Annotated in this window: 22 protein-coding genes; 13 read left to right on the top strand and 9 right to left on the bottom strand. The window is 37.1% G+C overall.

Annotated elements, in window-relative coordinates; genetic code table 11:
- Nucleotides 1-4 precede the first annotated feature (4 nt).
- The 7 genes from grxB (at nucleotide 5) to cysZ (ending at nucleotide 6,612) form a co-directional block, all read left to right on the top strand.
- On the top strand, nucleotides 5-655 hold the full coding sequence (gene grxB, locus DES39_RS05105; protein WP_121144652.1) for a glutaredoxin 2: 651 nt from the start codon (nucleotides 5-7) through the stop codon (nucleotides 653-655).
- A 216-nt stretch (nucleotides 656-871) separates the two neighbouring features.
- Entirely contained in the window at nucleotides 872-1,750 is an 879-nt protein-coding gene (dapA, locus tag DES39_RS05100; protein WP_121144651.1) for a 4-hydroxy-tetrahydrodipicolinate synthase, read from the top strand.
- A 36-nt stretch (nucleotides 1,751-1,786) separates the two neighbouring features.
- The gene (gene bamC, locus DES39_RS05095) at nucleotides 1,787-2,416 is read left to right on the top strand and encodes an outer membrane protein assembly factor BamC (protein WP_121144650.1); all 630 of its coding nucleotides are present in this window, start codon (nucleotides 1,787-1,789) and stop codon (nucleotides 2,414-2,416) included.
- Between the two features lie 72 nt (nucleotides 2,417-2,488).
- Complete coding sequence (gene purC, locus DES39_RS05090) at nucleotides 2,489-3,199, top strand: phosphoribosylaminoimidazolesuccinocarboxamide synthase (protein WP_121144649.1); 711 nt, start codon at nucleotides 2,489-2,491, stop codon at nucleotides 3,197-3,199.
- Between the two features lie 159 nt (nucleotides 3,200-3,358).
- Nucleotides 3,359-3,811, top strand: coding sequence for a DUF441 family protein (locus tag DES39_RS05085; RefSeq protein WP_121144800.1), 453 nt, complete (start codon nucleotides 3,359-3,361; stop codon nucleotides 3,809-3,811).
- 10 nt (nucleotides 3,812-3,821) lie between these two features.
- Nucleotides 3,822-5,840, top strand: coding sequence for a tRNA(Met) cytidine acetyltransferase TmcA (locus DES39_RS05080; RefSeq protein WP_121144648.1), 2,019 nt, complete (start codon nucleotides 3,822-3,824; stop codon nucleotides 5,838-5,840).
- Entirely contained in the window at nucleotides 5,833-6,612 is a 780-nt protein-coding gene (gene cysZ / locus DES39_RS05075; RefSeq protein WP_121144647.1) for a sulfate transporter CysZ, read from the top strand. Before DES39_RS05080 ends, cysZ begins: the two co-directional genes overlap by 8 nt.
- A gap of 65 nt (nucleotides 6,613-6,677) precedes the next feature.
- Here the strand turns inward: cysZ and pntB are convergent, their stop codons facing one another.
- From pntB to fbp, 3 genes are all read right to left on the bottom strand, one after another.
- Nucleotides 6,678-8,069, bottom strand: coding sequence for a Re/Si-specific NAD(P)(+) transhydrogenase subunit beta (pntB, locus tag DES39_RS05070; RefSeq protein ID WP_121144799.1), 1,392 nt, complete (start codon nucleotides 8,067-8,069; stop codon nucleotides 6,678-6,680).
- 5 nt (nucleotides 8,070-8,074) lie between these two features.
- Nucleotides 8,075-9,640, bottom strand: coding sequence for a Re/Si-specific NAD(P)(+) transhydrogenase subunit alpha (pntA, locus tag DES39_RS05065; RefSeq protein ID WP_121144646.1), 1,566 nt, complete (start codon nucleotides 9,638-9,640; stop codon nucleotides 8,075-8,077).
- 144 nt (nucleotides 9,641-9,784) lie between these two features.
- Nucleotides 9,785-10,786, bottom strand: coding sequence for a class 1 fructose-bisphosphatase (gene fbp / locus DES39_RS05060; protein WP_121144645.1), 1,002 nt, complete (start codon nucleotides 10,784-10,786; stop codon nucleotides 9,785-9,787).
- A gap of 141 nt (nucleotides 10,787-10,927) precedes the next feature.
- Between fbp and DES39_RS05055 the strand changes: the two genes are divergently transcribed.
- Entirely contained in the window at nucleotides 10,928-11,677 is a 750-nt protein-coding gene (locus DES39_RS05055; protein ID WP_121144644.1) for a Nif3-like dinuclear metal center hexameric protein, read from the top strand.
- An 88-nt stretch (nucleotides 11,678-11,765) separates the two neighbouring features.
- On the opposite strand, the gene DES39_RS05050 is transcribed toward DES39_RS05055, so the two are convergent.
- From DES39_RS05050 to DES39_RS05030, 5 genes are all read right to left on the bottom strand, one after another.
- Nucleotides 11,766-12,266 carry a surface-adhesin E family protein gene (locus tag DES39_RS05050; protein ID WP_121144643.1) on the bottom strand — a complete coding sequence of 167 codons (501 nt, stop codon included), beginning with the start codon at nucleotides 12,264-12,266 and terminating at the stop codon, nucleotides 11,766-11,768.
- Between the two features lies 1 nt (nucleotide 12,267).
- On the bottom strand, nucleotides 12,268-13,014 hold the full coding sequence (locus tag DES39_RS05045; protein WP_147405421.1) for a hypothetical protein: 747 nt from the start codon (nucleotides 13,012-13,014) through the stop codon (nucleotides 12,268-12,270).
- 237 nt (nucleotides 13,015-13,251) lie between these two features.
- On the bottom strand, nucleotides 13,252-13,866 hold the full coding sequence (locus tag DES39_RS05040) for a thiamine diphosphokinase (protein ID WP_170143343.1): 615 nt from the start codon (nucleotides 13,864-13,866) through the stop codon (nucleotides 13,252-13,254).
- 22 nt (nucleotides 13,867-13,888) lie between these two features.
- The gene (rimI, locus tag DES39_RS05035; RefSeq protein WP_121144640.1) at nucleotides 13,889-14,338 is read right to left on the bottom strand and encodes a ribosomal protein S18-alanine N-acetyltransferase; all 450 of its coding nucleotides are present in this window, start codon (nucleotides 14,336-14,338) and stop codon (nucleotides 13,889-13,891) included.
- A complete protein-coding gene (locus tag DES39_RS05030) occupies nucleotides 14,307-14,732 on the bottom strand; it encodes a DNA polymerase III subunit psi (protein WP_121144639.1) in 426 nt (141 codons plus the stop codon). The genes rimI and DES39_RS05030 overlap by 32 nt, the downstream gene beginning before the upstream one ends.
- 82 nt (nucleotides 14,733-14,814) lie before the next feature.
- Between DES39_RS05030 and rsmC the strand changes: the two genes are divergently transcribed.
- Both rsmC and mgtA read left to right on the top strand, forming a co-directional pair.
- Entirely contained in the window at nucleotides 14,815-15,846 is a 1,032-nt protein-coding gene (rsmC, locus tag DES39_RS05025) for a 16S rRNA (guanine(1207)-N(2))-methyltransferase RsmC (protein WP_121144638.1), read from the top strand.
- A gap of 787 nt (nucleotides 15,847-16,633) precedes the next feature.
- Nucleotides 16,634-19,330 carry a magnesium-translocating P-type ATPase gene (gene mgtA, locus DES39_RS05020; protein WP_121144637.1) on the top strand — a complete coding sequence of 899 codons (2,697 nt, stop codon included), beginning with the start codon at nucleotides 16,634-16,636 and terminating at the stop codon, nucleotides 19,328-19,330.
- A 300-nt stretch (nucleotides 19,331-19,630) separates the two neighbouring features.
- Here mgtA and DES39_RS05015 read toward each other — a convergent pair whose 3' ends face one another.
- Entirely contained in the window at nucleotides 19,631-20,326 is a 696-nt protein-coding gene (locus DES39_RS05015; protein WP_121144636.1) for an XRE family transcriptional regulator, read from the bottom strand.
- A gap of 280 nt (nucleotides 20,327-20,606) precedes the next feature.
- On the opposite strand from DES39_RS05015, the gene DES39_RS05010 reads away from it, so the two are divergent.
- The 3 genes from DES39_RS05010 to cspE all read left to right on the top strand — a co-directional run bounded on the left by DES39_RS05010 (nucleotide 20,607) and on the right by cspE (nucleotide 23,710).
- Nucleotides 20,607-20,855 (top strand): helix-turn-helix domain-containing protein, encoded by a 249-nt coding sequence (locus DES39_RS05010; RefSeq protein ID WP_121144635.1) that lies wholly within the window; start codon nucleotides 20,607-20,609, stop codon nucleotides 20,853-20,855.
- A 76-nt stretch (nucleotides 20,856-20,931) separates the two neighbouring features.
- Nucleotides 20,932-23,034 (top strand): 3-hydroxybutyrate oligomer hydrolase family protein, encoded by a 2,103-nt coding sequence (locus DES39_RS05005; RefSeq protein ID WP_121144634.1) that lies wholly within the window; start codon nucleotides 20,932-20,934, stop codon nucleotides 23,032-23,034.
- A 466-nt stretch (nucleotides 23,035-23,500) separates the two neighbouring features.
- Nucleotides 23,501-23,710 carry a transcription antiterminator/RNA stability regulator CspE gene (gene cspE / locus DES39_RS05000; RefSeq protein ID WP_121144633.1) on the top strand — a complete coding sequence of 70 codons (210 nt, stop codon included), beginning with the start codon at nucleotides 23,501-23,503 and terminating at the stop codon, nucleotides 23,708-23,710.
- Nucleotides 23,711-23,752: the final 42 nt, after the last annotated feature.

Here is a 23,752-nt window from a genome sequence, read left to right as displayed (position 1 = left end):
AAAAATGAAATTATTTGTTTATGATCATTGTCCATTTTGTGTAAGAACGCGGATGATTTTTGGGCTCAAGAAAATTCCTTTCGAGTTAGTGATGCTCGCCAATGATGATGATGAGACTCCGACTAAAATGATCGGGCAAAAAATGGTGCCTATCTTACAAAAAGAAGATGGTACTTATATGCCTGAAAGTTTAGATATCGTTGAGTATGTTGATCAGCATTATGGCGATGCACCTGTTTTGGTGGGGAAACAATCTGAAGAGCTGGCCGCAATTTTGGCCAAAATCCAGGCTGTCGATTATATCTTAGTTTACCCGCGTTATGTTGCGCTTGGTTTACCTGAGTTTCAAACACACAGTGCGAGAGATTATTTTGAAAATAAAAAGAAACCACGATCGGGCCCATTTAGTGAATGCCTACAAAAAACAGAGCAGGTGACAGCACAAGTTGAGGCATTATTAGCACAATTAGACAAACAATTAAAATCACCTCAAGCCTGCAATGGTACGCTATCTATTGATGATATTTGTTTATTCCCAACGTTACGTAATTTAACGTGTGTGCAAGGATTAACATTTCCACCAAAAGTAAAAATTTACCTTGATTGTATGGCTAAATTAAGCCAGATTGACCTGTATTTTGATCGTGCGTTGTAATTGAACTTTTACTGGTTTATTTGGTGAGTCGCTCAGTGTGCGGTGATTTGATATGAGAGTTTTAATAAATATTAATAATACTTTTTATAATATATTCACATTTAGTTATTTTGCCGATAAACACCACGCGTTAAGTTGAATTTAAGGTGGAAATCACGCATACTAAATAAAATTTTTTGTTGTTTCTATTTTATAATAGTAAGTAGAGGTCATTTTATGTTTACAGGTAGTCTTGTTGCGTTAGTCACTCCCATGGACGTTAAAGGAAATGTAGACCGAGTAAGCCTAAAAAAACTCGTTGAATACCATATTGCAAGTGGCACATCTGCAATTGTATCAGTCGGTACTACTGGGGAGTCAGCAACATTAGATCATCTTGAACATATTGATGTGATTAAGCAAACTGTTGAATATGCGGCAGGGCGTATTAACGTGATTGCCGGTACCGGCGCTAATGCGACTGCTGAGGCAATTTCGTTAACTAAGCAAGTTGAGCGTGTCGGTGTGGTGGGGTGCTTAAGTGTGACGCCGTACTATAATAAACCGACGCAAGAAGGCCTATACCAACACTTTAGAATGATTGCTGAAAATACTTCATTACCCCAAATTCTATATAATGTTCCCGGTCGTACGGGTTGTGATCTACAGCCAGAAACGGTCGCTAAGTTATCGAAAATTAGCAACATTGTTGCATTAAAAGATGCAACAGGAGATTTATCGCGTGTTTATAAAACGCGGAAATTAGTCGGTGATAACTTTAAGTTATTAAGTGGTGATGATCTGACCTTTTTTGAGTTTATGCAATTAGGTGGTGATGGGGTGATTTCAGTCACTGCAAACTTAGCTGCTCGAGAAGTTGCAAGAGTTTGTCAGCTAATTGTTAGTAAACGTATTGAAGAAGCGCGCGAAATCAATGATACTTTATCACTATTACATAGTAAATTATTTATTGAGCCTAACCCAATCCCGGTAAAGTGGGCGTGTGAAAAAATTGGATTAATCCAAAATGCCACAATGCGATTACCGATGACGCCGTTAACTAATCCTGCTATTTTGGAAGTAGAAAAAGCATTAAAATTGGCTAAACTATTGTAGAATAGCTCACTATCAAACTTAAGTAGAAAGAGAATTATGTTTAAACAGACTTTGATTGTTGCTTCACTATTGTCATTATTGGTAGCTGGTTGTAGTTCAGATCAGCGTTATAAACGTGAAGTTGATGGTAATGATGAATATTTGAAAGCAACTGAATTGAAACCATTAATTGTGCCTAAGACGCTAACTGTGCCAGCAGCATCAAACGAATACTATATTTTTCCTGTCACGACGAAAGGCGAAGTGGGTAAAGCGGTTGACATTCGTCCACCATCTTTGCCACTACCAACGATTGCTGATAGCTATGTCACTTACCAATCGGGTATGATTAAGTTTGACTCACCGAGTTATGCGAATTTTTGGTCACAAATTCCAGCTATTTTAAGTACTAATAATATCAGTGCTGAACGTAATGACAGTTCTGTGATTAAAACTGGCACACGATTTGTTTACCGCACGGATGATCCACAGCCAGTTGAAGCCAGTTATTTATTGCAACGTAAACTGGCGAGTGGGCGTGAGTACATCACTCTTGAACTTGTGTCATTACAACGAATGGGGCAAGACATACCGAGTGCGATTGAGCGTCAATATTATACCAATGAATTTTTTAATTTGTTGATGAGATCAGCCGTAGTCCCCTCGCAAAACCAAGCAGTTAATTAGGATAAGGCGCATTAATGCGCCTTAATTATTTTATGTTTCTTCTGTTTTATTGATTAATTAATGGACCTGGAAATGAAAAAATTAGCTGAATTATATCGTGGTAAAGCCAAAACTGTTTATACAACAAGTAACCCTGATTTACTGATTCTTGAGTTTAGAAATGATACCTCTGCTTTTGATGGTCTGTGCATTGAGCAGCTAGACAGAAAAGGCGAGGTAAATAATAAATTTAACCACTTTATTATGACCAAGCTTGCTCAAGCTGGCGTGCCAACGCAGGTTGAACAGCTATTGTCTGATAATGAAGTGCTGGTAAAAAAACTCGATATGGTGCCAGTTGAGTGTGTAGTGCGCAACCGGGCAGCTGGTTCATTGGTCAAACGACTAGGGATTGAAGAGGGGATGGTACTTAATCCGCCAACGTTTGAACTGTTTTTAAAAAATGATGCGCTGCATGATCCAATGGTCAATGAGTCTCATTGCCGTGCCTTTGGTTGGGCAACGGAAGATCAGCTTAAGCAAATGAAAGAACTCAGCTTTAAGATTAATACCATACTCAGTGCTATTTTTGATCAAGCCGGCTTAATTCTCATTGACTACAAATTAGAATTTGGCATGTTTAAAGGGCAAATCGTATTAGGCGACGAATTTTCACCAGATGGTTGCCGGCTGTGGGAAAAAGAAACGCTGAAAAAAATGGATAAAGATCGCTTTCGCCAAGGATTAGGTGGCGTGATTGAGGCTTATGAAGAGGTTGCTCACCGTATCGGTGTTCCGCTATAATTAGTCATCTATTTTAATCAATGCCTTATCTATTTATCGGCTTTATCTTTGATGATAAAGTCGACATTTTCGGTACCTAGTGGGTGCTTGATAAGGTCAACAACCTCAGATAATTAGCGACTAGTGATTGAGTGGCGAAATGAGGGGATGAATACAATGATGGCACAGTTTGATGTTTCTTTTTTTATTTTATTAGCTTTAGCTGCACTTTGCTATTTGACGCATAATAATACCGTGACCTTTGCGGTACTATTACTGCTGCTCTTTAAGCTCACGCCGCTTAATCAATACCTTCCCGTTTTAAATCGATACGGCTTAACTGTTGGCATTGTTATTTTGACTGCGGCAATGATGGTGCCATTGGCTAATGGTTCCCTTGGCATAAAAGATATTTTAAGATCGTTTGCAACTTGGCAATCAATCTTGGCGATTGTGGTTGGGATTATTGTCTCTTGGTTAGGCACACGAGGCGTCTCGTTGATGGGGGCTAATCCGACGATCATTAACGGATTAATTATTGGCACACTGATTGGCGTTGCTTTTTTCAAAGGCATTCCCGTTGGGCCATTAATTGCTGGTGGAATACTGTCATTGATGATTGGTAAAGGTTAACATTTTACCAATGAGTTCTTTTGCACGCCATCTGATCATTTTGCGTGGTGATAATCAATCAATTACCACCCAACTTAATTACACGACAACAACGATTGCTGGTGATTGGATCGCGGTCGCTGATGAGCAAAAATTGCCAGTTAGCGCAGCCACTTATTATTCGACCAATCAAGCCAAATTATTACTTGGACAGGAATTTCAGCACGCTATTTTTGATGCGCGAGACGGTTTTGATCTAGAGGCGCTGGCGATATTAACCGGTACACTCGTTGCATCAAGCCTTTGTGTATTAATCTTGCCGATGTCATTTACCCATTGGCAAGATCAAGATAGCTTACGTTGGAGTGAATTACCCGCTGCCATTAATGTGCCTCACTTTGTTAAGCATCTAAATGAGATGATTTTATTGCAGCAGCGCCGAGCTCCTCATAGTATCGATTGCTTTGAACTCAATACTGCCCAACATGAGGACTATTTTACTAAACAGATACCTCCGCATTATCTCACTTATCAAAAATGTGATCTGCCGCAAAACTATTTTGAGCAACAGCAGTTGCTTGAGCGTGTTCTCAAGCTTGAACAGCGTATTATCGTCATAACAGCAAAACGAGGACGGGGTAAATCGGCTTTAGCGGGGTCATTTGCAACTTATCATGATTGTTGGATTACCGCACCTAATAGACAGTCTGTCACGACCTTAATGCGCTTTGCTGCCGATAAAGCACGGTTTATTGCACCCGATGAGTTAATCATGCAATTAAATTCATCACTCATTCAACCCAAATGGTTGATTATTGATGAAGCAGCAATGATTCCACTGCCGATGCTAGTGCAATTAATTGAGGGGTTCAAACGCATTTTATTGACAACTACCACTGATGGTTATGAAGGGACAGGGCAAGGTTTATTACTGAAATTACTTGCCAAGTATCAGCAGCATGATCAAGTGGCGATGCTACATTTAACCACTCCTATTCGCTGGCAGAACCATGATCCATTAGAGCACTTTATTGATAATCTAACCGTTGCGCTTGGGCAAAACAATCAAGCAAACTGCTACGATTACCAATTGCTCGTTAAAAAGATTACACAAGATGAACTCGTCGCATCAACTGATAGCTTAGCGGCATTTTTTGGGTTACTCAAAACGGCGCACTATCGTACGACTTTAATTGACCTAAGGCGTTTACTTGATGCTAAAAATTTATGGCTGTATCGTGCAACGTTAGGCGGTAGTTCGTTGGCCGGGGTACTCATTGGTATTTGCGAAGGCGGGCTCACGGCTAACGTGATTGATCAAATATTAAAAGGCTATCGCCGCCCTAAAGGCAATTTAGTTGCGCAATCGTTAGTTGCTCATGCTGGTGAACCTACCGCCGCTATATTGCGCTCTATTCGTGTAAATCGCATCGCTGTTGTTAATGCACTGCGCCAACGTGGTATTGCGCGCACTCTTTTAGCTGAGTTAATCGATGATGCTCGTCAGAGCGATTGCGCCTTTGTGTCAGTCAGCTTTGCATATAGTGCCGATATGCTGGCATTTTGGATAAACTGCGGTTTTGTGCCTGTGCATGTCGGCAGTAATAAAGAGGCGAGCAGCGGTAGTTATGCCGTGATGGCGATTTATCCGCTAACGCCGGCGGGTACAGAGTTATGTCATACTTTAAAACAACGCTTAGCGCGAAATTGGTACTGGTTAAAACGATTTATTCCGATTGATTTACCCATTATGATTGATGATGAGCAAGCATTGACGGATAGAGACTGGGCAGAATTATCTTTATTTGCTACAACCCATTATGCTTATTCGGCCAGTTTTGCGGTTTTATCTCGGCTAGCGAATTGGATAAAGCATTTTTGCCTTGAGCATCAATCACGATTGCCGTTGCTGATGAGTTTGGTTTTAAATCAGTTTGATGAAAAACCGGTTATTGCCAGTTTTCAGTTATCTGGTAAAAATCAACTATTAACATTATTACGTACCGAAATTTATCAGTTTATTGCTATGCAAGGATCCATAAATGAATAAAAAAACAAGCCTAGATTACTTTAGTCAAGGTTGGTCGTTAATTCAACTACCAAATATCCGGCATTATGTGATTATGCCAATGTTGGCCAATATCTTGATTATGTCATTATTATTTTATTGGTTTTTTTCAATGATAACCTCAGCAGTTGATTTTGGCTTAGGGTATATGCCAGCTTGGTTACAGTGGCTAAGTTATTTAGCAACGTTGATCATTGTTATAACATTCTCCATTTTCTTTTGTTATTTTTTTAGCACAATAACCAATGTTATTGCCGCACCTTTTAATGGTTTGTTAGCTGAGCAAGTGGAAGCGTATTTAACTGACTCACCGGCACCCGATACGACAATGTGGAGTTTAGTAAAAGATATTCCCCGAATAATGAATCGGGAGCTGAAAAAATTAGTCTATTATATATTGTGGAGTATTCCTTTATTACTGAGCTATTTTATTCCTGTTTTTGGCCAGTTTGTTACCCCCATTTTGTGGTTTTTATTTACTGCTTGGATGATTAACATTCAGTATGCTGATTACGCATTTGATAATCATAAGGTCAGTTTTTATCAAATGCGTCAACTGTTACAGCAAGATAAAATGGATAATACTTTGTTTGGCATACTGGTGAGTTTATGTACGATGATTCCAATTTTAAATTTAATTATTATGCCGGTTGCGGTATGTGGTGCAACGGCAATGTGGGTTGATCGTTACCGAAATCAAGTCTACACGCGAACCACGCGTGAAAGTACTGATTTATTCGTCAAAAAACCGTGAGATATGATTCATGAAAAATAAAAAACTCGCTTTATAGCGAGTTTTTTAATGATGAAAATAAAGTATTAAATATCTTGTAAGACTTTTTCAACACTTGCTTTTGCATCGCCAAATAACATATAGCTGTTTTCCTTGAAGAAGAGTGGGTTTTGCACGCCAGCGTAACCGGTATTCATTGAACGTTTTGAGATAATAACGGTTTTTGCTTTCCACACTTCAAGTACTGGCATGCCAGCAATTGGGCTACTTGGATCTTCTTCTGCAGCCGGGTTGACGGTATCGTTAGCACCAATAACCCACACAACATCCGTATCAGGAAAATCTTCATTAATTTCATCCATTTCCAGCACAATATCATAAGGCACTTTTGCTTCTGCTAATAGTACATTCATATGACCAGGTAAACGACCAGCAACCGGGTGGATACCAAAACGGACTTCAATACCCATATTGCGTAGCTTTTCAGTGATATTACTCACCGCACCTTGTGCTTGCGCAACAGCCATACCATAACCTGGTACGATAATCACAGAGCGGGCTTCTTTCAGTACTTGGGCAACATCTACAGGTTGCATTTCGCGGTATTCACCCATCTCTTCATCACTACTGCTAGCTGCTGGGCTATCATTACCAAAGCCACCAGCAATAACACTAATAAATGAACGATTCATTGCTTTACACATAATGTAAGACAAGATTGCACCGGAAGAACCGACTAAGGCACCTGTTACAATTAATAGATCGTTGCTTAACATAAAGCCGGCAGCAGCAGCAGCCCAACCAGAGTATGAGTTTAGCATTGAAATAACTACAGGCATATCTGCGCCACCAATTGAGGCAACTAAATGCACACCAAAGGCAAAGGCAATAATGGTCATAATGAATAGGCATAAAAATGCTACAAAGCCGGTTTCAAGATGAACAAATGCAAACATTAATAGCACTGATACGATAATCGCCGCTAAGTTTAAATAATGTTTATTTGGTAACATTAAGGCTTTAGAACTAATACGGCCATTTAGTTTACCAAAGGCAATGACTGAACCTGAGAAGGTGACAGCACCGATAAATACACCAATGAAAATTTCAACTAAATGTACCGTTAGCTCACCACCTGTGAATAGCGCGATGTGAGGATCTAAAAAGCTATTAAAACCAACGAGTACCGCTGCCATACCAACAAAGCTATGTAATAATGCCACTAATTCTGGCATTTGGGTCATTTCAACTTTTTTAGCCAGATATAAACCAATAGCGGCACCAATAATCATCGCGATGAAGATCCAATGAAATCCATCGGTAATGCTAAATACGGTTGCAAGTAAGGCAATAACCATACCAATAATACCGTAGATATTACCTGAACGGGCTGACTCTTGATTAGATAATCCTTGTAAACTAAAAATAAACAGTAACGCTGCAATAACATAAGCGGCCTGAATAATTCCTTGACTCAGCATGTTTATTCTCCTTTTCCTTTTTTGCCTTTGTTATCATTGCTTCCACGCTGGAACATTTTAAGCATGCGGTGAGTAACAAAGAAGCCACCAAAAATATTAACACTGGCGATGAGTATGGCAATAAATGCGATAAATGTAATAACGCCATCATCTTGCCCCATTTGTAGAATTGCACCGACCAAAATAATGCCTGATATTGCATTTGTTACCGACATAAGCGGTGTATGAAGGGAGTGCGTGACATTCCATACGACATAATAACCAACAACACACGATAGTGCGAAAACGGTAAAGTGTGATAAGAAACTATCAGGTACGACCGATGCAAGCCAGAAAAACGCAATTAATATTAATGCTAAAATGCTGTATTTTTTCTGTGGCGCCATTGGTGTTGGCGCTGGTTTGGCAACCGGTTTTACAGCAGGTTTTTGTTGCTGTGCTGATACTTTAATTGGTGGGGCAGGCCATGTGATTTCCTGATCTTTAACGACAGTAACGCCCCGGATAACGACATCATCAAAATTAATGTTAATCTTGCCATCTTTCTCTTTGGCAAGTAATTTTAGCAAGTTAACAATATTGGTGCCATAAAGCTGTGAAGCTTGAGCTGGCATACGGTTTGCTAAATCAGTGTAACCGATAATTTTAACTTTGTTGTCAGTTTCGTACACTTCGCCAGGACGGGTTAATTCACAGTTACCACCCGTAATTGCCGCTAAGTCAACAATGACACTACCTGGTTTCATTGACTCTACCATTTCTTTTGAAATGAGTTTTGGTGCAGGTTTGCCCGGGATTAATGCTGTGGTGATAATAATATCAACGTCTTTAGCTTGCGCGGCAAATAATGCCATTTCAGCTTCAATGAAGGCTGCTGACATTTGCTTGGCATAGCCATCGCCTGAACCGGCTTCTTCTTCAAAATCTAATTCTAAGAATTCAGCGCCCATACTGTGAATTTGCTCTGCCACTTCTGGGCGGGTATCAAATGCACGGACAATCGCTCCTAAGCTCACCCCTGCACCGATAGCAGCAAGACCGGCAACGCCAGCACCGATGACAAGAATTTTGGCTGGTGGTACTTTACCGGCAGCGGTCACTTGCCCGGTGAAAAACCGACCAAATTGGTTAGCCGCTTCAATCACTGAGCGATAACCTGAAATATTTGACATTGAACTTAATGCATCCAATGATTGTGCTCTGGAAATACGTGGCACACAGTCCATTGCCATAACCGTCACATTTTTTGCTGCTAATTTCGTTAACAGTTCTTGATGTTGAGCCGGATAAATATAACTGATTAACGCCGCACCGGATTTAATTAACTCGATCTCTTCATCTGTTGGCGCATGAAGTTTTAAAATTAAATCATTTTGCCAGATATCGTGCGTATTTTGGATTGTTGCACCAGCATCAATAAACGCTTGATCTGAAAAATTGGCAACTTGGCCTGCCCCTTCTTCTACCGATACGCTGAAGCCTAGTTTAAGCAACTGTCCCACTGTTTGTGGTGTCGCCGCTAGTCTACCTTCGTTCGGTAACCTTTCTTTTGGGATACCTATATACATTGTTCTCAGTCCTTATGTTGTTGTCAAATAAAGAAATTGTAAGCTAAATTTATCATGTAACATGAGTAAAATCTATGTATCTAGCTAAATAATCGACTTATTATGATATAACTTGAAGAATTAACAAACAGTTATAACAAACAATTATTCTATTGATTCAGCCATAAATTTTTCTGCATCGTTAACCATACTTTCCATCCCAACAAAAAGTGGGGTGCGTTCATGTAATTTACGTGGTTCAATATCTAAGATGCGTTTGGTGCCATTACTTGCTTTACCCCCCGCCTGCTCAGCAAGTAGGGCGATAGGATTTGCTTCATATAACAAACGTAATTTACCCATTGGATATTGCGCTGTACTTGGATAGATATAAATACCGCCTTTGAGTAAATTACGATGAAAGTCAGAAACCAATGAGCCGATATAGCGAGAGGTATAAGGGCGATTTGTGGCATCATCTTCTTCTTGGCAGTATTTGATGTATTTTTTGACCCCTAATGGGAATTTTGAGTAATACCCTTCATTAATTGAATACATATTACCTGTTGATGGGAATTGGACATTTTCATGTGAAAGGCAAAATACGCCGATAGAGGGATCGTATGTAAAGGCATTCACACCACAACCGGTTGTATACACTAACATCGTTGATGAGCCATAAATAATATAGCCAGCTGCAACTTGTTTATGACCTGATTGTAGAAAATCCTCTTCAGTAATCGGCGTGCCAATAGGGGTTATTCGGTGATAGATTGAGAATATTGTACCAACAGATACATTAACATCAATGTTTGACGAACCGTCAAGCGGATCCATTAATACAACATATTTGCCATGTGTTGCTTTATCTTTACCAAAAATCACTAGATGATCTTCTTCTTCTGATGCAATACCCGCGACCACGCCACGTGCTTCCAAAGCTGCCTTTAAAGCTTCATTAGCAAAGGCATCGAGTTTCATCTGCTTTTCACCTTGAATATTTGACTGACCACTTTCGCCAAGAATATCAATTAAACCCGCTTTATTAATATCTCGGTTAATAATTTTTGCGCCGAGTTTAATCGCCGAAAGCAAGGCGGTTAATTCTCCGGTTGCATGGGGAAATTGGTGCTGTTTTTCAATGATGAATTCACCTAACGTCTTCATATCTGGATCCTGTTGAATCAAATCTTATGGGAGTTGTAATAATAACGAAGTACAAATATACGTGAGTTAAAATCAGAAATCGACTATAATTCACATCGCGTTAGTTAGTTTTTTAAGTAAAAAAAGTATGGCGGAAAAACAATGATAAATACCGATTTAGAACAAGCTATTAATGCATTTTTGCAAGTAAAGCTCTACCGAGACTTTGCGCCTAATGGATTACAAGTTGAAGGAAAAAAAGAGATCAAAAAGATCGTCACAGGTGTAACTGCCTGTCAGCGATTACTTGATGAAGCGGTGAGGCTTAACGCTGATGCGGTTTTAGTTCATCACGGTTATTTTTGGAAAAATGAACCCGTAACAATAACAGGAATTAAGCACCATCGTATTAAAACATTATTGACTCATGATATCAATTTGTTTGCTTACCATTTACCATTAGATGGTCATAATCAGATCGGCAATAACGCTTTACTTGCGACTAACTTGGGGATCACGGTTGATGAGCGGCAAGATATCACTGATTTACTGTTTAAAGGGTCACTTACTCATCCGCTGAGTGCTATGCACTTAAAAACTTATATCGAAGAGACATTAAAACAACCGGTGCTATTTTGCGGCGACAATGCCCCTAATTTAGTTAAACGCATAGCTTGGTGTAGCGGTGGTGGGCAAGATTATATTGAAGAAGCTGCTTTGTTAGGATTTGACGCGTTTATGACGGGGGAAGTATCTGAGCGTACTATTCATATTGCACGAGAATATGGGATCAACTTTTATGCGGCAGGTCATCACGCGACTGAACGGTATGGCATTAAAGCATTAGGCGATTGGCTTGCTGATCGTTATTCTCTTGACGTAATATTTGTTGATATTGATAACCCAGCCTAATATCGTGCCAGCTGATTACGTATTGGAAACATGTATTCGTTAAGTGAAATGTAAAATAAGGCAGAAATCTGCCTTATTTTTGAGTTAATTATGGGTTAATTGGCAATGAGCAAATAATGCTTAAGTTTTGCCTGTTTTTGCTATCTGGCTTAGTCTCTTCCCAACGTCTTGGCATATTATTGGTATCAAGTAATGTACCTTGGCCAAAATCACTTTCATAAACTTTAATTATACCTTTAGCATACTCTTTTTTATCACAATTAGCGTACTGTTCAATCACAACAGAGTGATAGGTAATTTGTTTACCGTCCACTTCTTGTGTAATAGCGGGCACATAATTTGTAATCTGAGTATAAGTTCGAATGAATCGATTATATGGGTGCGTTTTTATCGATGTTCTGTCGATATACATATTCGTGGTTGATTGACCAAACGTAGATCGTTCTAGGGGAATATATTGAGCGGGAACGTTAGTGACGAAATTAGTGTCGTTTTTATTCGTATCAGCTACGTCAGCTAATGCAGAGTATGTGATAGTTAATAAAGCTAACCCACCAATAAATTGAAAAATTTTGCGTGTTGTTTGCATTTTATATTCCTGATTCAATTCGCGCATTATCAGTGGATAAATTCTGATCTGTATTGGTTTGTGTATTGGTTTGTGTATTTTGTGGTACGTCTGTGTCCGATTGCTTCTCATTGGGCTGATTACGAATATATTTGATATCTGGGTGAATAGAGTCAAGTAGTGATTTTGTAATATCACCTTGCATCGAACACACTAAGTGAACTTGATTCTCGTTGATTGGTTCTAGATATAACGATTTCTCGATGGTCCAGATACGCGGAATAATACCATCAACAACATAGGGGTTATTTTGCCAACCTTGCTGTTTATTTTTACGATCATAGGTCAATGGATTTGCAACATAACTGGTAATGTTATATTTTTGCCATGACAACTGATCTAGGGATTGTTTAACGCTATCAACAGTGCCATCAATGACAAATCCCCAATAGTAATATTGACCAAGAGATAATGTTTCAATGGCAATATTTTGATATCCGACAATGGTCAATCCACGATAGGGTAGGGGCTGTAAAAAATAGTTAATATTGCCGTCATCAGCGGTGATATCATCAACGGGAATATAAGCTATGTCATCTTGGATAACTAAATTCGTTATATCCTCAAAACTTTCCGCGTTAGACTTGAGTTGATAAAAAAAACTGCTATCGCAGTTAGTGAAAGCATCGATAACACTTTGGATATTATTATTAGCATATGCAACTTGTGATAATAGTGCCGAACAGCATAGCAAGAAGACTTTTTTCATGATCAAAATGACCTTTATTAACCCTTGATAAATATCTTTATTCAAAATTTTCAATGAGTAAGCTATCATATTGCCTAGTAAATAAGGGCATCATTTATGCTTTATACTCACTGAAAATATAATCTCATTATAGTTTGGATAATACTGTAAGGCATTGTAAGTGTCAAATTTAGTTTTGTAAGTTGTTTATATAAAATCAGTCTTTAGCCATTATCCATTAATGTAAGGTAAACCTTATTAAAGTGTGGAAATAAAAACAAGCAGATCGCCTTGTTCAAATGAGATAGTTACAAGATCATCGATGGCCTGATTACGAAGGCTTATTAATCCATTAAAATTTATTGTTTCATTTGTTAAGGGATATTTAAATCCAGTAATCGTTAAATGTTTTACTTCAGATAACGGAATTAAAGAGATCGTTTTGTCCTTAACGTGATTTAACGTAGTAAATTTTTTTGCGAAAAAGAAGTCACAATAGTTATCATAAAAGCGTAATTCAAAGATATGATAATAACGCATGGCGACTGAAATATTACCTAAGAAATGATCGCTAGCATGGCCATTAGCACCGTATATATCAAATTGATGTATGCCTTTATTGGCCAAGAACAATAATGCTTTTTCGAAATCAGTTTTACTTTGATCTGGGGTATGAATTATATCGATACGATTATCGATAGGTTGGTTTTGCAAGCTATCAAAATCACCAATAATAAAATTTGGCGTAATATCTGTCTGAGTGAGATAATTATGGTAAGCGCCATCAGTACATGCGATATATTGATATTGCGATAAATCGGTTGGGTAATTTTTTGGGGGCTCGCCATTGACGAAAAGTAATGCTTTTGCCATTTTTTCCTCTCGAATTATTCTATCATAATCGTGAAATCGTATAAGCCATGATAATGGCATCTTCACGACCATGAGCCGTTGGGTAATAGTTTTTTCGCACTGTAATTTCATTAAAGCCTAAACGTTCATAAAGGTGAATCGCGGTATGATTTGAGGCCCGGACTTCTAACCATAGCGTATGAACATTTTTTGTTGCTAGTTCCTCAATCAAATCCGTAAGTAAGCTCGTTGCTAACCCCTGTTTTTGCATGCAAGGATGGATGGCGATATTGAATAAGGTCGCTTCATCGACAACTTGCTGACAAATCAAAAAACCCACTAGTTGCTGATTGATAGTCACTTTTTTGTTGATGTATCGTTCACCTTGATTGGAGTGAAACGTGGCTTTACTCCAAGCAATGGGATGGCACTGTATTTCGATTCGATAAGCATCATCTAAATCAGCATGAGTGAGTGTTGAAATAATTTTCATATTGGCAAAGTGTATTCCAAAGTTGACGTTTTAAATGAGGAGATGCGGCTAGTTCAACTAATGAGGGTGTTTCAATGATCATCTTTTCATTCATTACTGGCGAATCAATCCAATTATTTGGTAGCATTTCATTAATAAACCAAACGGCTTGCTTAATCTGATCTAGCGGCAAAATAAGTTGAGCAGGGGATAAAATTAGACAGTTTTCTCTACTTACCCCAATTGCTGTTAGAATGTCGCTAAATATTTTATGAATGGGCTCAGATTGGGTAATGACAATTAGTTGAATATTTTCAGCAATATCTATTGATGCTTCGCCTTTAAGTACAGCCGGTTTACGTAATAGATATTGCGTAATGCCAAACTGATTTAGATACCAATCTTGATTATTCATAGGGTTTTATTAGTGATTCGTAAAAGTTAATTGTATAATCTATCCTATTTTTTATAAAGATTTTTTATTTGAGGTTAAATACATGTCGGCACTTACGCCATCGAGTCAAGTTCTACAACGTCATGAAGCACTCTTTTATGGCAAAAACATTTTAGTGGCTGGTGATTTTCATGATGATTATGTGTTGCAACTAGAGACTGCAGCCACTAAAATTCACTGCACATTATTCCATCTTTATTCACAATTAAAAAAGCGGTATTCAGATAAGTTAATTGAATTTGGTGTGATGCCAACAGATGCTTGTTATGAAAATACTAACACGTTAATTTATTATTGGCCAAAAAATAAACATGAAGCCCAGTTTCAGCTTGCCTACTTACTTAATCATTTAGCCCAAGGGACAGATATTTTTATTGTGGGTGAAAATCGAAGTGGCGTGAAAAGTGCAGAAACACTATTAACGTCGTTTGGCACTATTCAAAAAATAGATACCGCAAGGCGTTGTAGTTTGTATCATTTCAATGCCGATAGTCGATTAGCCTTTGATATTAAGCAATGGTGGCATCAGTATGAATTACAGTTAGATAAGCTAAATATTAAGATAGATAATTTACCTGGCGTCTTTAGCCAAAGAACATTAGATACCGGTAGTGACTTATTGTTAAATGCTTTAATTGATAATACATCTTTAATTAGAGGACGTGTTTTAGATGTTGGCTGCGGATGTGGCGTTTTATCTGCTGTTGTCGCTAAAATTAATCCAAGTATTGAGTTAATCTGCGTTGATGTCAGTGCTGTAGCTCTAGCCTCAACCACACAAACTTTGCTGACTAATGGAATTGATGGTGAGGTAATCGCGAGTGATGTATTTAGTGATATTAATGGACGTTTTGATCTGATTGTTTCCAATCCTCCGTTTCATGATGGCAAAGAAACTGATTATTCAGCTATAGAGACATTAATTGCACAAAGTCGAGCCTACTTAGCAGCTAATGGGAAATTGTGCATTGTCGCAAATTCTTTTTTACCTTACCATCGTTTGCTTGCTGAGCACTTCAAACGTGTTGACGTGATTGCTCAAACGACAAAATTTAAAGTATATTTAGCTAACTAAGCTTAAATGGACTTAACGACCACAAATACTGTTACAATTAACTAAAATCGAAAGGTTGCAGTTAATTGTAACAGTATATTTTACCGTTTAACTTACTCATTAAGTTATCAATATCCTGTTTTTTGTAATCATACGAAAATAAGGTTGACAACGCATTAATAAAAAAGGTATAAATGGCGCGCCTTTTAGGGTTTTCACGTATTCTTTACATAAATTTTAACTATTTGTACAGATTAAAAAAACCAAAAATCATTGAAGGTAATTTGAGTTCAATTTACAGGAGCTATATGGATACTCAATCGGGTCCCCCCGCGAATTATTTGGGGGTAAGTTTTAAATGCATCATTATTATCGGTTAATGAACTTGTCTAAATAATCTATTTTTTCAGTTCACTGCCGGCAAATGAAAAATCGGTAACGGTGAACGATATGCAATTCAATTTATTAAAACGCTATCAAACACATCTCAATCATTTAATTGCATCACATTTTGTGTTGTATTCTTCATGTTATTCTAATCAACTATTAGAACCACCAAGTTATATCTAATACTCTTATATTCTATATTGAAAATTTTAATACGTTATTAACTAGTCAGTTTTGATCGGCTAGCTCGTAGGTTATTTTCAAATATAGCGATTATTTTATCATTATTAGTTATTGTCTGTGAACATTACTGTTATCAGTTTAAATAAACTGATGATCTAATTTACACATAACTAATGAATTTAAGTATCTGCTATTTTTTTAGTGGCAATATATTTGAATAGAAAATTAGGTATAAACTATGAAACAACAAGTTAAAGCGAAAAATAATACTCGCGTTAAAGCGCTCCTTGAGTCTAAAAACAGCCTTGATGGTACGCTCGCAAATCTACAATCGAATTTATCCGGACTCACTACTGCTGATGCTAAATCTCGAATTGAGCGTTATGGCAAAAATGAAGTTGCAAGAGAAAAAGTACCATCAGCATTCGTACAGTTACTAATAGCATTTAATAATCCATTTATTTTTGTATTACTCATATTAGCTGCAGTTAGCTTTTTCACTGATTATTGGTTACCTCTTGAAAGTGGGGAAGAGACTGATTTGACGGGGGTTGTTATTATCCTTGTCATGGTGACGTTAAGTGGATTATTACGTTTTTGGCAAGAATACCGATCGAATAAAGCAGCAGAAGCGTTGAAATCGATGATAAAAACAACCGCGACTGTATCACGCCGACCTCATAAGAATATGTCTTCTGAACGAATGGAGGTTCCGCTTGATGAAGTTGTACCGGGTGATATTATTTTTCTTTCTGCTGGTGATATGATTCCTGCTGATGTGCGAATTATCGAGTCTCGTGATTTATTTGTCAGTCAAGCCGTATTAACCGGTGAATCAATTCCGGTGGAAAAATATGACACTTTAGGTGCGGTATCACAAAAAAGTGAGAATTCAACTGAAAATAGCAGTGAATCATCGAATGTATTAGATACCAATAACATCTGTTTTATGGGCACAAATATTGTAAGTGGCACAGCTAAAGCGGTCGTTGTAGCAACAGGTGCTGATACTTATTTTGGTTCATTAGCCAAATCAATTATTGGTACGCGATCACAAACGTCATTTGACAAAGGTGTTAACAGCGTTAGCTGGTTACTCATTCGTTTTATGTTAATTATGGTACCAATTGTACTGCTTATTAATGGTTTAACCAAAGGTGATTGGGGCGAGGCAACGCTGTTTGCATTAGCCGTTGCTGTTGGATTAACGCCAGAAATGTTACCAATGATTGTTAGTGCTAATTTAGCCAAAGGCGCGGTTGGGATGGCTAAACGTAAAGTTGTTGTTAAACGATTAAATGCGATTCAGAACTTTGGTGCGATGGATGTGCTTTGTACTGATAAAACAGGAACCCTAACGCAAGATCGGATTATTTTAGAGCAACATCTTGATATCAAAGGTAAAGTTGATCCATCGGTATTAAAGCTTGCCTGGATTAATAGCCATTACCAAAGTGGCATGAAAAATCTAATGGATAAAGCAATTATTCATTTTGCTGAGCAAAAATCTAACGTTCGTAAACTCGGTATTGGCCAATATAATAAGATCGATGAATTACCCTTTGATTTTATCCGCCGTCGTTTATCTGTAGTTGTACAAAATGGTAACGATAATCATCTAATGATTTGTAAAGGCGCTGTTGAGGAAATGTTATCAATTGCTTCTTATGTTTATGAAGATGGTGAATACATTGCGTTAACAGAAGAACGAAAACAGCAACTCATTGAACTTGCATATCAATATAACCAAGATGGATTTAGGGTACTTGCGGTTGGATTAAAAGATATCCCTGCTAGCGAAACGAAAACACAATACAGCGTTGCTGATGAATCTGCTTTAGCAATTCGGGGTTTTTTAACTTTCTTAGATCCACCAAAAGAGAGTGCTCGTGAAGCCATCAGTGCATTAAGTGAGCACGGTGTTGCGGTTAAAGTTCTTACTGGCGATAATGAAATTATTACCACCAAAATCTGCCGCGAGGTTGGACTTGAACCGGGGCAGCCACTTTTAGGCACTGAAATCGAAGATATGAGTGATGAGCAGTTAAAAGAGCAAGTGGAAATGCGCACTATTTTTGCTAAGTTGACACCATTACAAAAATCACGAATCATCCGATTACTTCAAGATAATGGTCATACTGTTGGTTTCTTAGGTGATGGAATTAACGATGCACCCGCATTACGTGATTCAGATGTTGGAATATCGGTTGATACAGCAACCGATATTGCGAAAGAATCAGCGGATATTATTTTACTTGAGAAGAGTTTAATGGTGCTCGAAGAAGGGGTGATTCGCGGTCGTGAAACTTTTGGTAACATCATGAAATACTTAAATATGACGGCCAGTTCGAACTTTGGTAATGTGTTTTCAGTATTAGTCGCTAGTGCGTTCATTCCATTCTTACCAATGCTGGCCATTCATTTGCTAATTCAAAACTTGTTATATGATATTTCACAGCTTTCTTTACCTTGGGATAAAATGGATGAGGAGTTTTTACAAAAACCAAGAAAATGGAATGCACCAAATATAGGCCGATTTATGGTTTGGATTGGGCCGACATCGTCTATTTTTGATATTACAACGTATGCGCTAATGTGGTTCGTCTTCTCTGCAAATAACCTAGAAGCACAGTCACTATTCCATTCAGGTTGGTTCATTGAAGGTTTATTATCACAAACATTAGTTGTACATATGTTAAGAACACAAAAAATACCATTTATCCAAAGTACAGCCGCATTCCCTGTTATTGTTATGACGATTCTAATTATGGCTGTGGGTATTTATATTCCGTTCTCACCATTTGGTGCATTAGTTGGACTTGAGCCGTTACCATGGTCATATTTCCCTTGGTTAGTTGGCACATTAGTTTGCTACTGCCTTGTTGCACAGTTGATGAAAACAATTTATATCAAACGATTTGGGCAATGGTTTTAATTTAAGTCAAACGGCTTATTGATAATAAGCCGTTATTATTGAAGAGATTGATAATATGATAAAAATGATTTAATTATCTAATCAATCAATTATATGAAAAATAAGAGATATATTATGCATAAATAAGGAGATTAAAATGAGAACTCCACATAAAAATTTAATCAAACTAATCAAAACCAAAAAAGACAAAAAAAATCATTTACAAGCGATGTATAGCGTAAAGTAAAATTCAGTTTTTGAAAAATTACGATTAGATATACAAAAAAATACCGCATTTATGCGGTATTTATTAATGTTCGATTAATAAGAAATATTAGTTAAAATGTGGTCGATTTTTGCCAATACATGAAATGGCGTGACGTCATTTTGTTTGATTAAATGGTTTTTAAACGTTTCATTATCATTAATCAAGTGATACCCATCTTCGATTGGATCATATTGGATACGTTTTATCAATAGTTTATTATTGAGCAAAATAATATAGATCCCCGCTAATACATGGGTTAAGTCTCCTTTAGCTAAACTAATAACGGCTATATCACCGCATTTTATTGTGTTTGCCATATTATTATAAGGGACTTGAACAATTGCTAAATCTTCATTAATCAGACCTGAACGGTATAACCAGTCACGACTTAACACCCATTCTGTAATAATATTGCTCTTTTTTTCAAGTGGGGTAAGCGTGTTATTTGTGAATGCTAATATATTATTAAACTCAATTTCAGGAACCGTCACAACGATATTTTTGGTATCTTGCGGTAAGAGATCTGCATTAGAAACGAATGGATCATGGCCAGTTGCTAACCAAGCAACTGACACATTTCCTACTTTTGCCATAGTCAATAGATTTTGAAGTGTTGGTTCAGATTCTTCTCTAATATATTTTCTAATGGCGCTCTCAGATAGATTACATTTTTTAGAGAAGCTTAGAAGAGAGCTGTCACCAATAATATATTTTAGTCGTTGAGCAAAGGTAAAATAATTTTGTTTCATAAGTTTCCGTTGTCTTAAATATCATATTAAACAATAAAAGAAAATTTTTCTTATTAACGGTATAGATTATCTTTTTTAACAATATAATGTCACAAAATCACAAAAAAATAAAGATAATTTAAGAAATATAAAGATAACGTAAAAAATTTAGTTAACGTCCAAGTATAACAATATTCATTTATATTTAATAATATTTTATTTTTTGGAAATTTAATTTCCTAAAATAATTTGTCGTCGTATAATGAAATTCTGAGTAAATTACCAAAATGTGGAAGTTAAAATGAAAAATCATAATGAAAATCAAAAAAAAATTCAAGATTGGCATCGAGCAGATATTCGAGCTGCACTCGAAAAACAGGGATTAAGTTTAAGAAAACTCTCGCGAGAGGCGGGCTTATCAGAAAATACGCTTCGTAATGTATTAGATCGTAAGTGGCCGAAAGGCGAGAGAATTATTGCCGATGCGATCGGTTTAAATCCAGAAGAAATCTGGCCTTCTCGATATGAAAATAAGATTAAAATATCGTGATTTTATTGTTATACTTCTGATACCGGTCAAATACCGATAGACCAAATTTTGATCATATCAAATATAGAGTGTTAACATGATTAAACTAAAAAATATCACCACATATATTGTTTTTTTTGTGGTTTTATCGAATTACAGTATCAGCTTTGCCAATTATTCACCGCTCATAAAAAAAAATGATGAATTACCAATTAATTCGCAACCTGCATGGCTAGAGATTGGTAAATCATTTTTCTATGATGGTGAAAGTGATGATCTTGCTACGGCAGGGTATGGATTTTCTCAACTTTCTCAAATCAAAGTTAAAAATAAATTTGTTGATTTACAAAATCCCACCTTTACTGAACTTAAAAGAGCAAGATTAAATCGCTACATTGATACTAAAGATGGTGAAGGGGAGTTTTTTGGGTTTAAAAAACAGTCATTAACACCTCTTTTTGATGGTCGAATTGCAGGGACTGAGATTCAAGCTGTTTTAGTCAATGGCGATGAGCGCGTTGCATTTTTGTTACAAGTGCCCCTCGATTTTGATAAAAATAATCCCTGTATTATTGCGGTACCCGCGACTGATTCTGATGGTATTTATAATGCCAAGGATATACAAATAAGAGGGCTTTGGGGGTTAAATCATAATTGCGCTGTGGTTTACAATGATAAAGGACTTGGTAACACTATATTTGATTTAGACCATCAAGATGGCTTTCGAGTGGATGGTCGAAAAAGTCATCAAGATGAAAATAATAATGAACTCATATTCAATTTGTCTACAACGGGAACGGCAAAAAATTATCTTAATCGTTATGCCATTAAGCAACTACATTCCAAACAAAATCCAGAAGCGAAATGGGGTGAATATGTTTTAAACTCAATCGAGTTTGCATTTTATCAGCTCAATGAAATGTTTTCACCGACTCGTGAGGCAATATTAAATAAAAATAATACGTATGTTCTAGTTTATGGTGCTGCTGATGGCGGTGGTGCTGCATTAAAAGCTGGAGAATTTGATAAAGAGGGGATTATTGATGGGATCGTTGCTGTCAATCCACAAATACAAATTAGCGATGACCCAAACATACCATTATTTATCAAACGAGGCACAGCTAATATTGCGCCACTCAAGATTAAGTCGCTCATTGATTATAGTTCCTATGGCGCTCTTTACATTCCCTGCGCGGCGTTAGAATTAAATGAGATGACTTTTGGCACTCGTGTGCCGGAGCAAGATGCATTCTTTTTTGCCGAAAACCGCTGCGCTGCACTACAGAAAGTCGGATTGTTAGCTCAATTAACGCCAAAAGAACAAGCCAAAGAAGCGTTAGAAAAACTATATCAATACGGCTGGACTCCCGAAATGGCCTATCAGTTGCCTTATTATTATCATGTTGAATCCATCAATTATCCCTATAAATACATTAGTGAATATGGTCGTTATGGTGTTGATGAACATTTGTGTAATTATTCTGTTGCCAGTATTGATACTGATGAATTGTATTATGAAGGGTCAGTTGAGCCATTAACAAAGACCAGTTTTGCGGCAATATGGGCTCTAAATTCAGGCTCTTTACCGATTAAAGTTGACGATCGTACTATTGTTATTGATTTGGTTAACGATACAGATCCTAAAGGCGCTCATCGCGAATTCTTTTCTCGTTCAAAGGGGGAAAGTGATGTTGATTATAATTTATCAGGTGCAATTTGCCTGCGAGATAAACTATCAGAAAGGCGAGTTCTCGATGGTTTAGCTGCTGTGACTGCGACAGGTAAATTAAATCAAATAAAAACGATTATAGTACACGGTCAATTAAATGTGAAAAATTTACCTGACTACTCTTCTCGAGCTTATGCGGCATTAAATAGCTTTGTTGAAGGCAGTTTTTCTAACTTACGTTATATTGAAGTTGAAAATGCCAGCTATCTTAGCGGTGAGCTACCTTTTGATAATACGTTAGTTGCTCTGGACTATTACGGCGAAAGTGCGATGAATTGGTTGTGGAGTAATTTAAATTCCAATACCACATTACCAGATAGTCAAATGATTCGCGCTAAAGCAAGAGAGGGCGAGATTGGACTTGCACCATCAGTGACTAAAGCAAATTTAGTTCCAATTGTGCAGACGGCAAAACAAAATGATTATATTCGCATCGCAAATGGTACAATCGAATTACCAATAGCGAATTAATACTTACTATTTTGGGATAAAATTTAAGCGAATTTAGGTTCGCTTTTTTTGTTTTTAATTGTTATGAAAGTGTAAATTTATTTTCTTCATGTAAACTATTTGTAAAGAAATGGAATTTTATTTTTATGATTATTTATTTTTATTTTAAAATAATTTATTAATAATAATCAATATAATAAATTTTATTTATTAGGTTTTGACATAAGTCAAATTTCCACTATATGATAAAGACTAGATAAAAAAATTGTGAACTCAGTTACCAAAATCATGATTATTTGCTTGATTATCTTTACAATATATGAGGTAATAATAACGAAGATTAATTGCGCAGCACGAACTTTGTTTTAGCATTAAGATTGTAAATGTATTTTTCATTGGTTTCTTATGTTTTACTCAGTTGGCTGTTGTAGTAGTCTTAAAAACAGCCTCAGTAGGCAAGAAATTAATTTTAGCAGGAAACTTAATAATGACTAAGAAAACTGGCCAAGTAAAATGGTTCAACGAAAGTAAAGGTTTTGGTTTTATCACTCCAACAGATGGTAGTAAAGATGTGTTTGTTCACTTTTCAGCAATCACTGGAGACGGGTTCAAAACATTAGCAGAAGGGCAAAAGGTCGAGTTTGCTATTCAAGACAGCCCGCGTGGTCCAGCAGCTGCTGAAGTTGTTGTACTATAAATAAACCGCTTTGATGAGAAAATCCGCTGCTTGCAGCGGGTT

This window comes from Orbus hercynius (assembly GCF_003634275.1).
Classification (GTDB): Bacteria; Pseudomonadota; Gammaproteobacteria; order Enterobacterales; family Orbaceae; genus Orbus; species Orbus hercynius.
This window is presented reverse-complemented; position numbering and strand designations above follow the sequence as displayed.

Coding starts and splice junctions, on each gene's coding strand:
- grxB (WP_121144652.1), top strand. CDS start 5: ATGAAATTATTTGTTTATGATCATTGTCCATTTTGTGTAAGAACGCGG.
- dapA (WP_121144651.1), top strand. CDS start 872: ATGTTTACAGGTAGTCTTGTTGCGTTAGTCACTCCCATGGACGTTAAA.
- bamC (WP_121144650.1), top strand. CDS start 1,787: ATGTTTAAACAGACTTTGATTGTTGCTTCACTATTGTCATTATTGGTA.
- purC (WP_121144649.1), top strand. CDS start 2,489: ATGAAAAAATTAGCTGAATTATATCGTGGTAAAGCCAAAACTGTTTAT.
- DES39_RS05085 (WP_121144800.1), top strand. CDS start 3,359: ATGGCACAGTTTGATGTTTCTTTTTTTATTTTATTAGCTTTAGCTGCA.
- DES39_RS05080 (WP_121144648.1), top strand. CDS start 3,822: ATGAGTTCTTTTGCACGCCATCTGATCATTTTGCGTGGTGATAATCAA.
- cysZ (WP_121144647.1), top strand. CDS start 5,833: ATGAATAAAAAAACAAGCCTAGATTACTTTAGTCAAGGTTGGTCGTTA.
- pntA (WP_121144646.1), bottom strand. CDS start 9,640: ATGTATATAGGTATCCCAAAAGAAAGGTTACCGAACGAAGGTAGACTA.
- fbp (WP_121144645.1), bottom strand. CDS start 10,786: ATGAAGACGTTAGGTGAATTCATCATTGAAAAACAGCACCAATTTCCC.
- DES39_RS05055 (WP_121144644.1), top strand. CDS start 10,928: ATGATAAATACCGATTTAGAACAAGCTATTAATGCATTTTTGCAAGTA.
- DES39_RS05050 (WP_121144643.1), bottom strand. CDS start 12,266: ATGCAAACAACACGCAAAATTTTTCAATTTATTGGTGGGTTAGCTTTA.
- DES39_RS05045 (WP_147405421.1), bottom strand. CDS start 13,014: ATGAAAAAAGTCTTCTTGCTATGCTGTTCGGCACTATTATCACAAGTT.
- DES39_RS05040 (WP_170143343.1), bottom strand. CDS start 13,866: ATGGCAAAAGCATTACTTTTCGTCAATGGCGAGCCCCCAAAAAATTAC.
- rimI (WP_121144640.1), bottom strand. CDS start 14,338: ATGAAAATTATTTCAACACTCACTCATGCTGATTTAGATGATGCTTAT.
- DES39_RS05030 (WP_121144639.1), bottom strand. CDS start 14,732: ATGAATAATCAAGATTGGTATCTAAATCAGTTTGGCATTACGCAATAT.
- rsmC (WP_121144638.1), top strand. CDS start 14,815: ATGTCGGCACTTACGCCATCGAGTCAAGTTCTACAACGTCATGAAGCA.
- mgtA (WP_121144637.1), top strand. CDS start 16,634: ATGAAACAACAAGTTAAAGCGAAAAATAATACTCGCGTTAAAGCGCTC.
- DES39_RS05015 (WP_121144636.1), bottom strand. CDS start 20,326: ATGAAACAAAATTATTTTACCTTTGCTCAACGACTAAAATATATTATT.
- DES39_RS05010 (WP_121144635.1), top strand. CDS start 20,607: ATGAAAAATCATAATGAAAATCAAAAAAAAATTCAAGATTGGCATCGA.
- DES39_RS05005 (WP_121144634.1), top strand. CDS start 20,932: ATGATTAAACTAAAAAATATCACCACATATATTGTTTTTTTTGTGGTT.
- cspE (WP_121144633.1), top strand. CDS start 23,501: ATGACTAAGAAAACTGGCCAAGTAAAATGGTTCAACGAAAGTAAAGGT.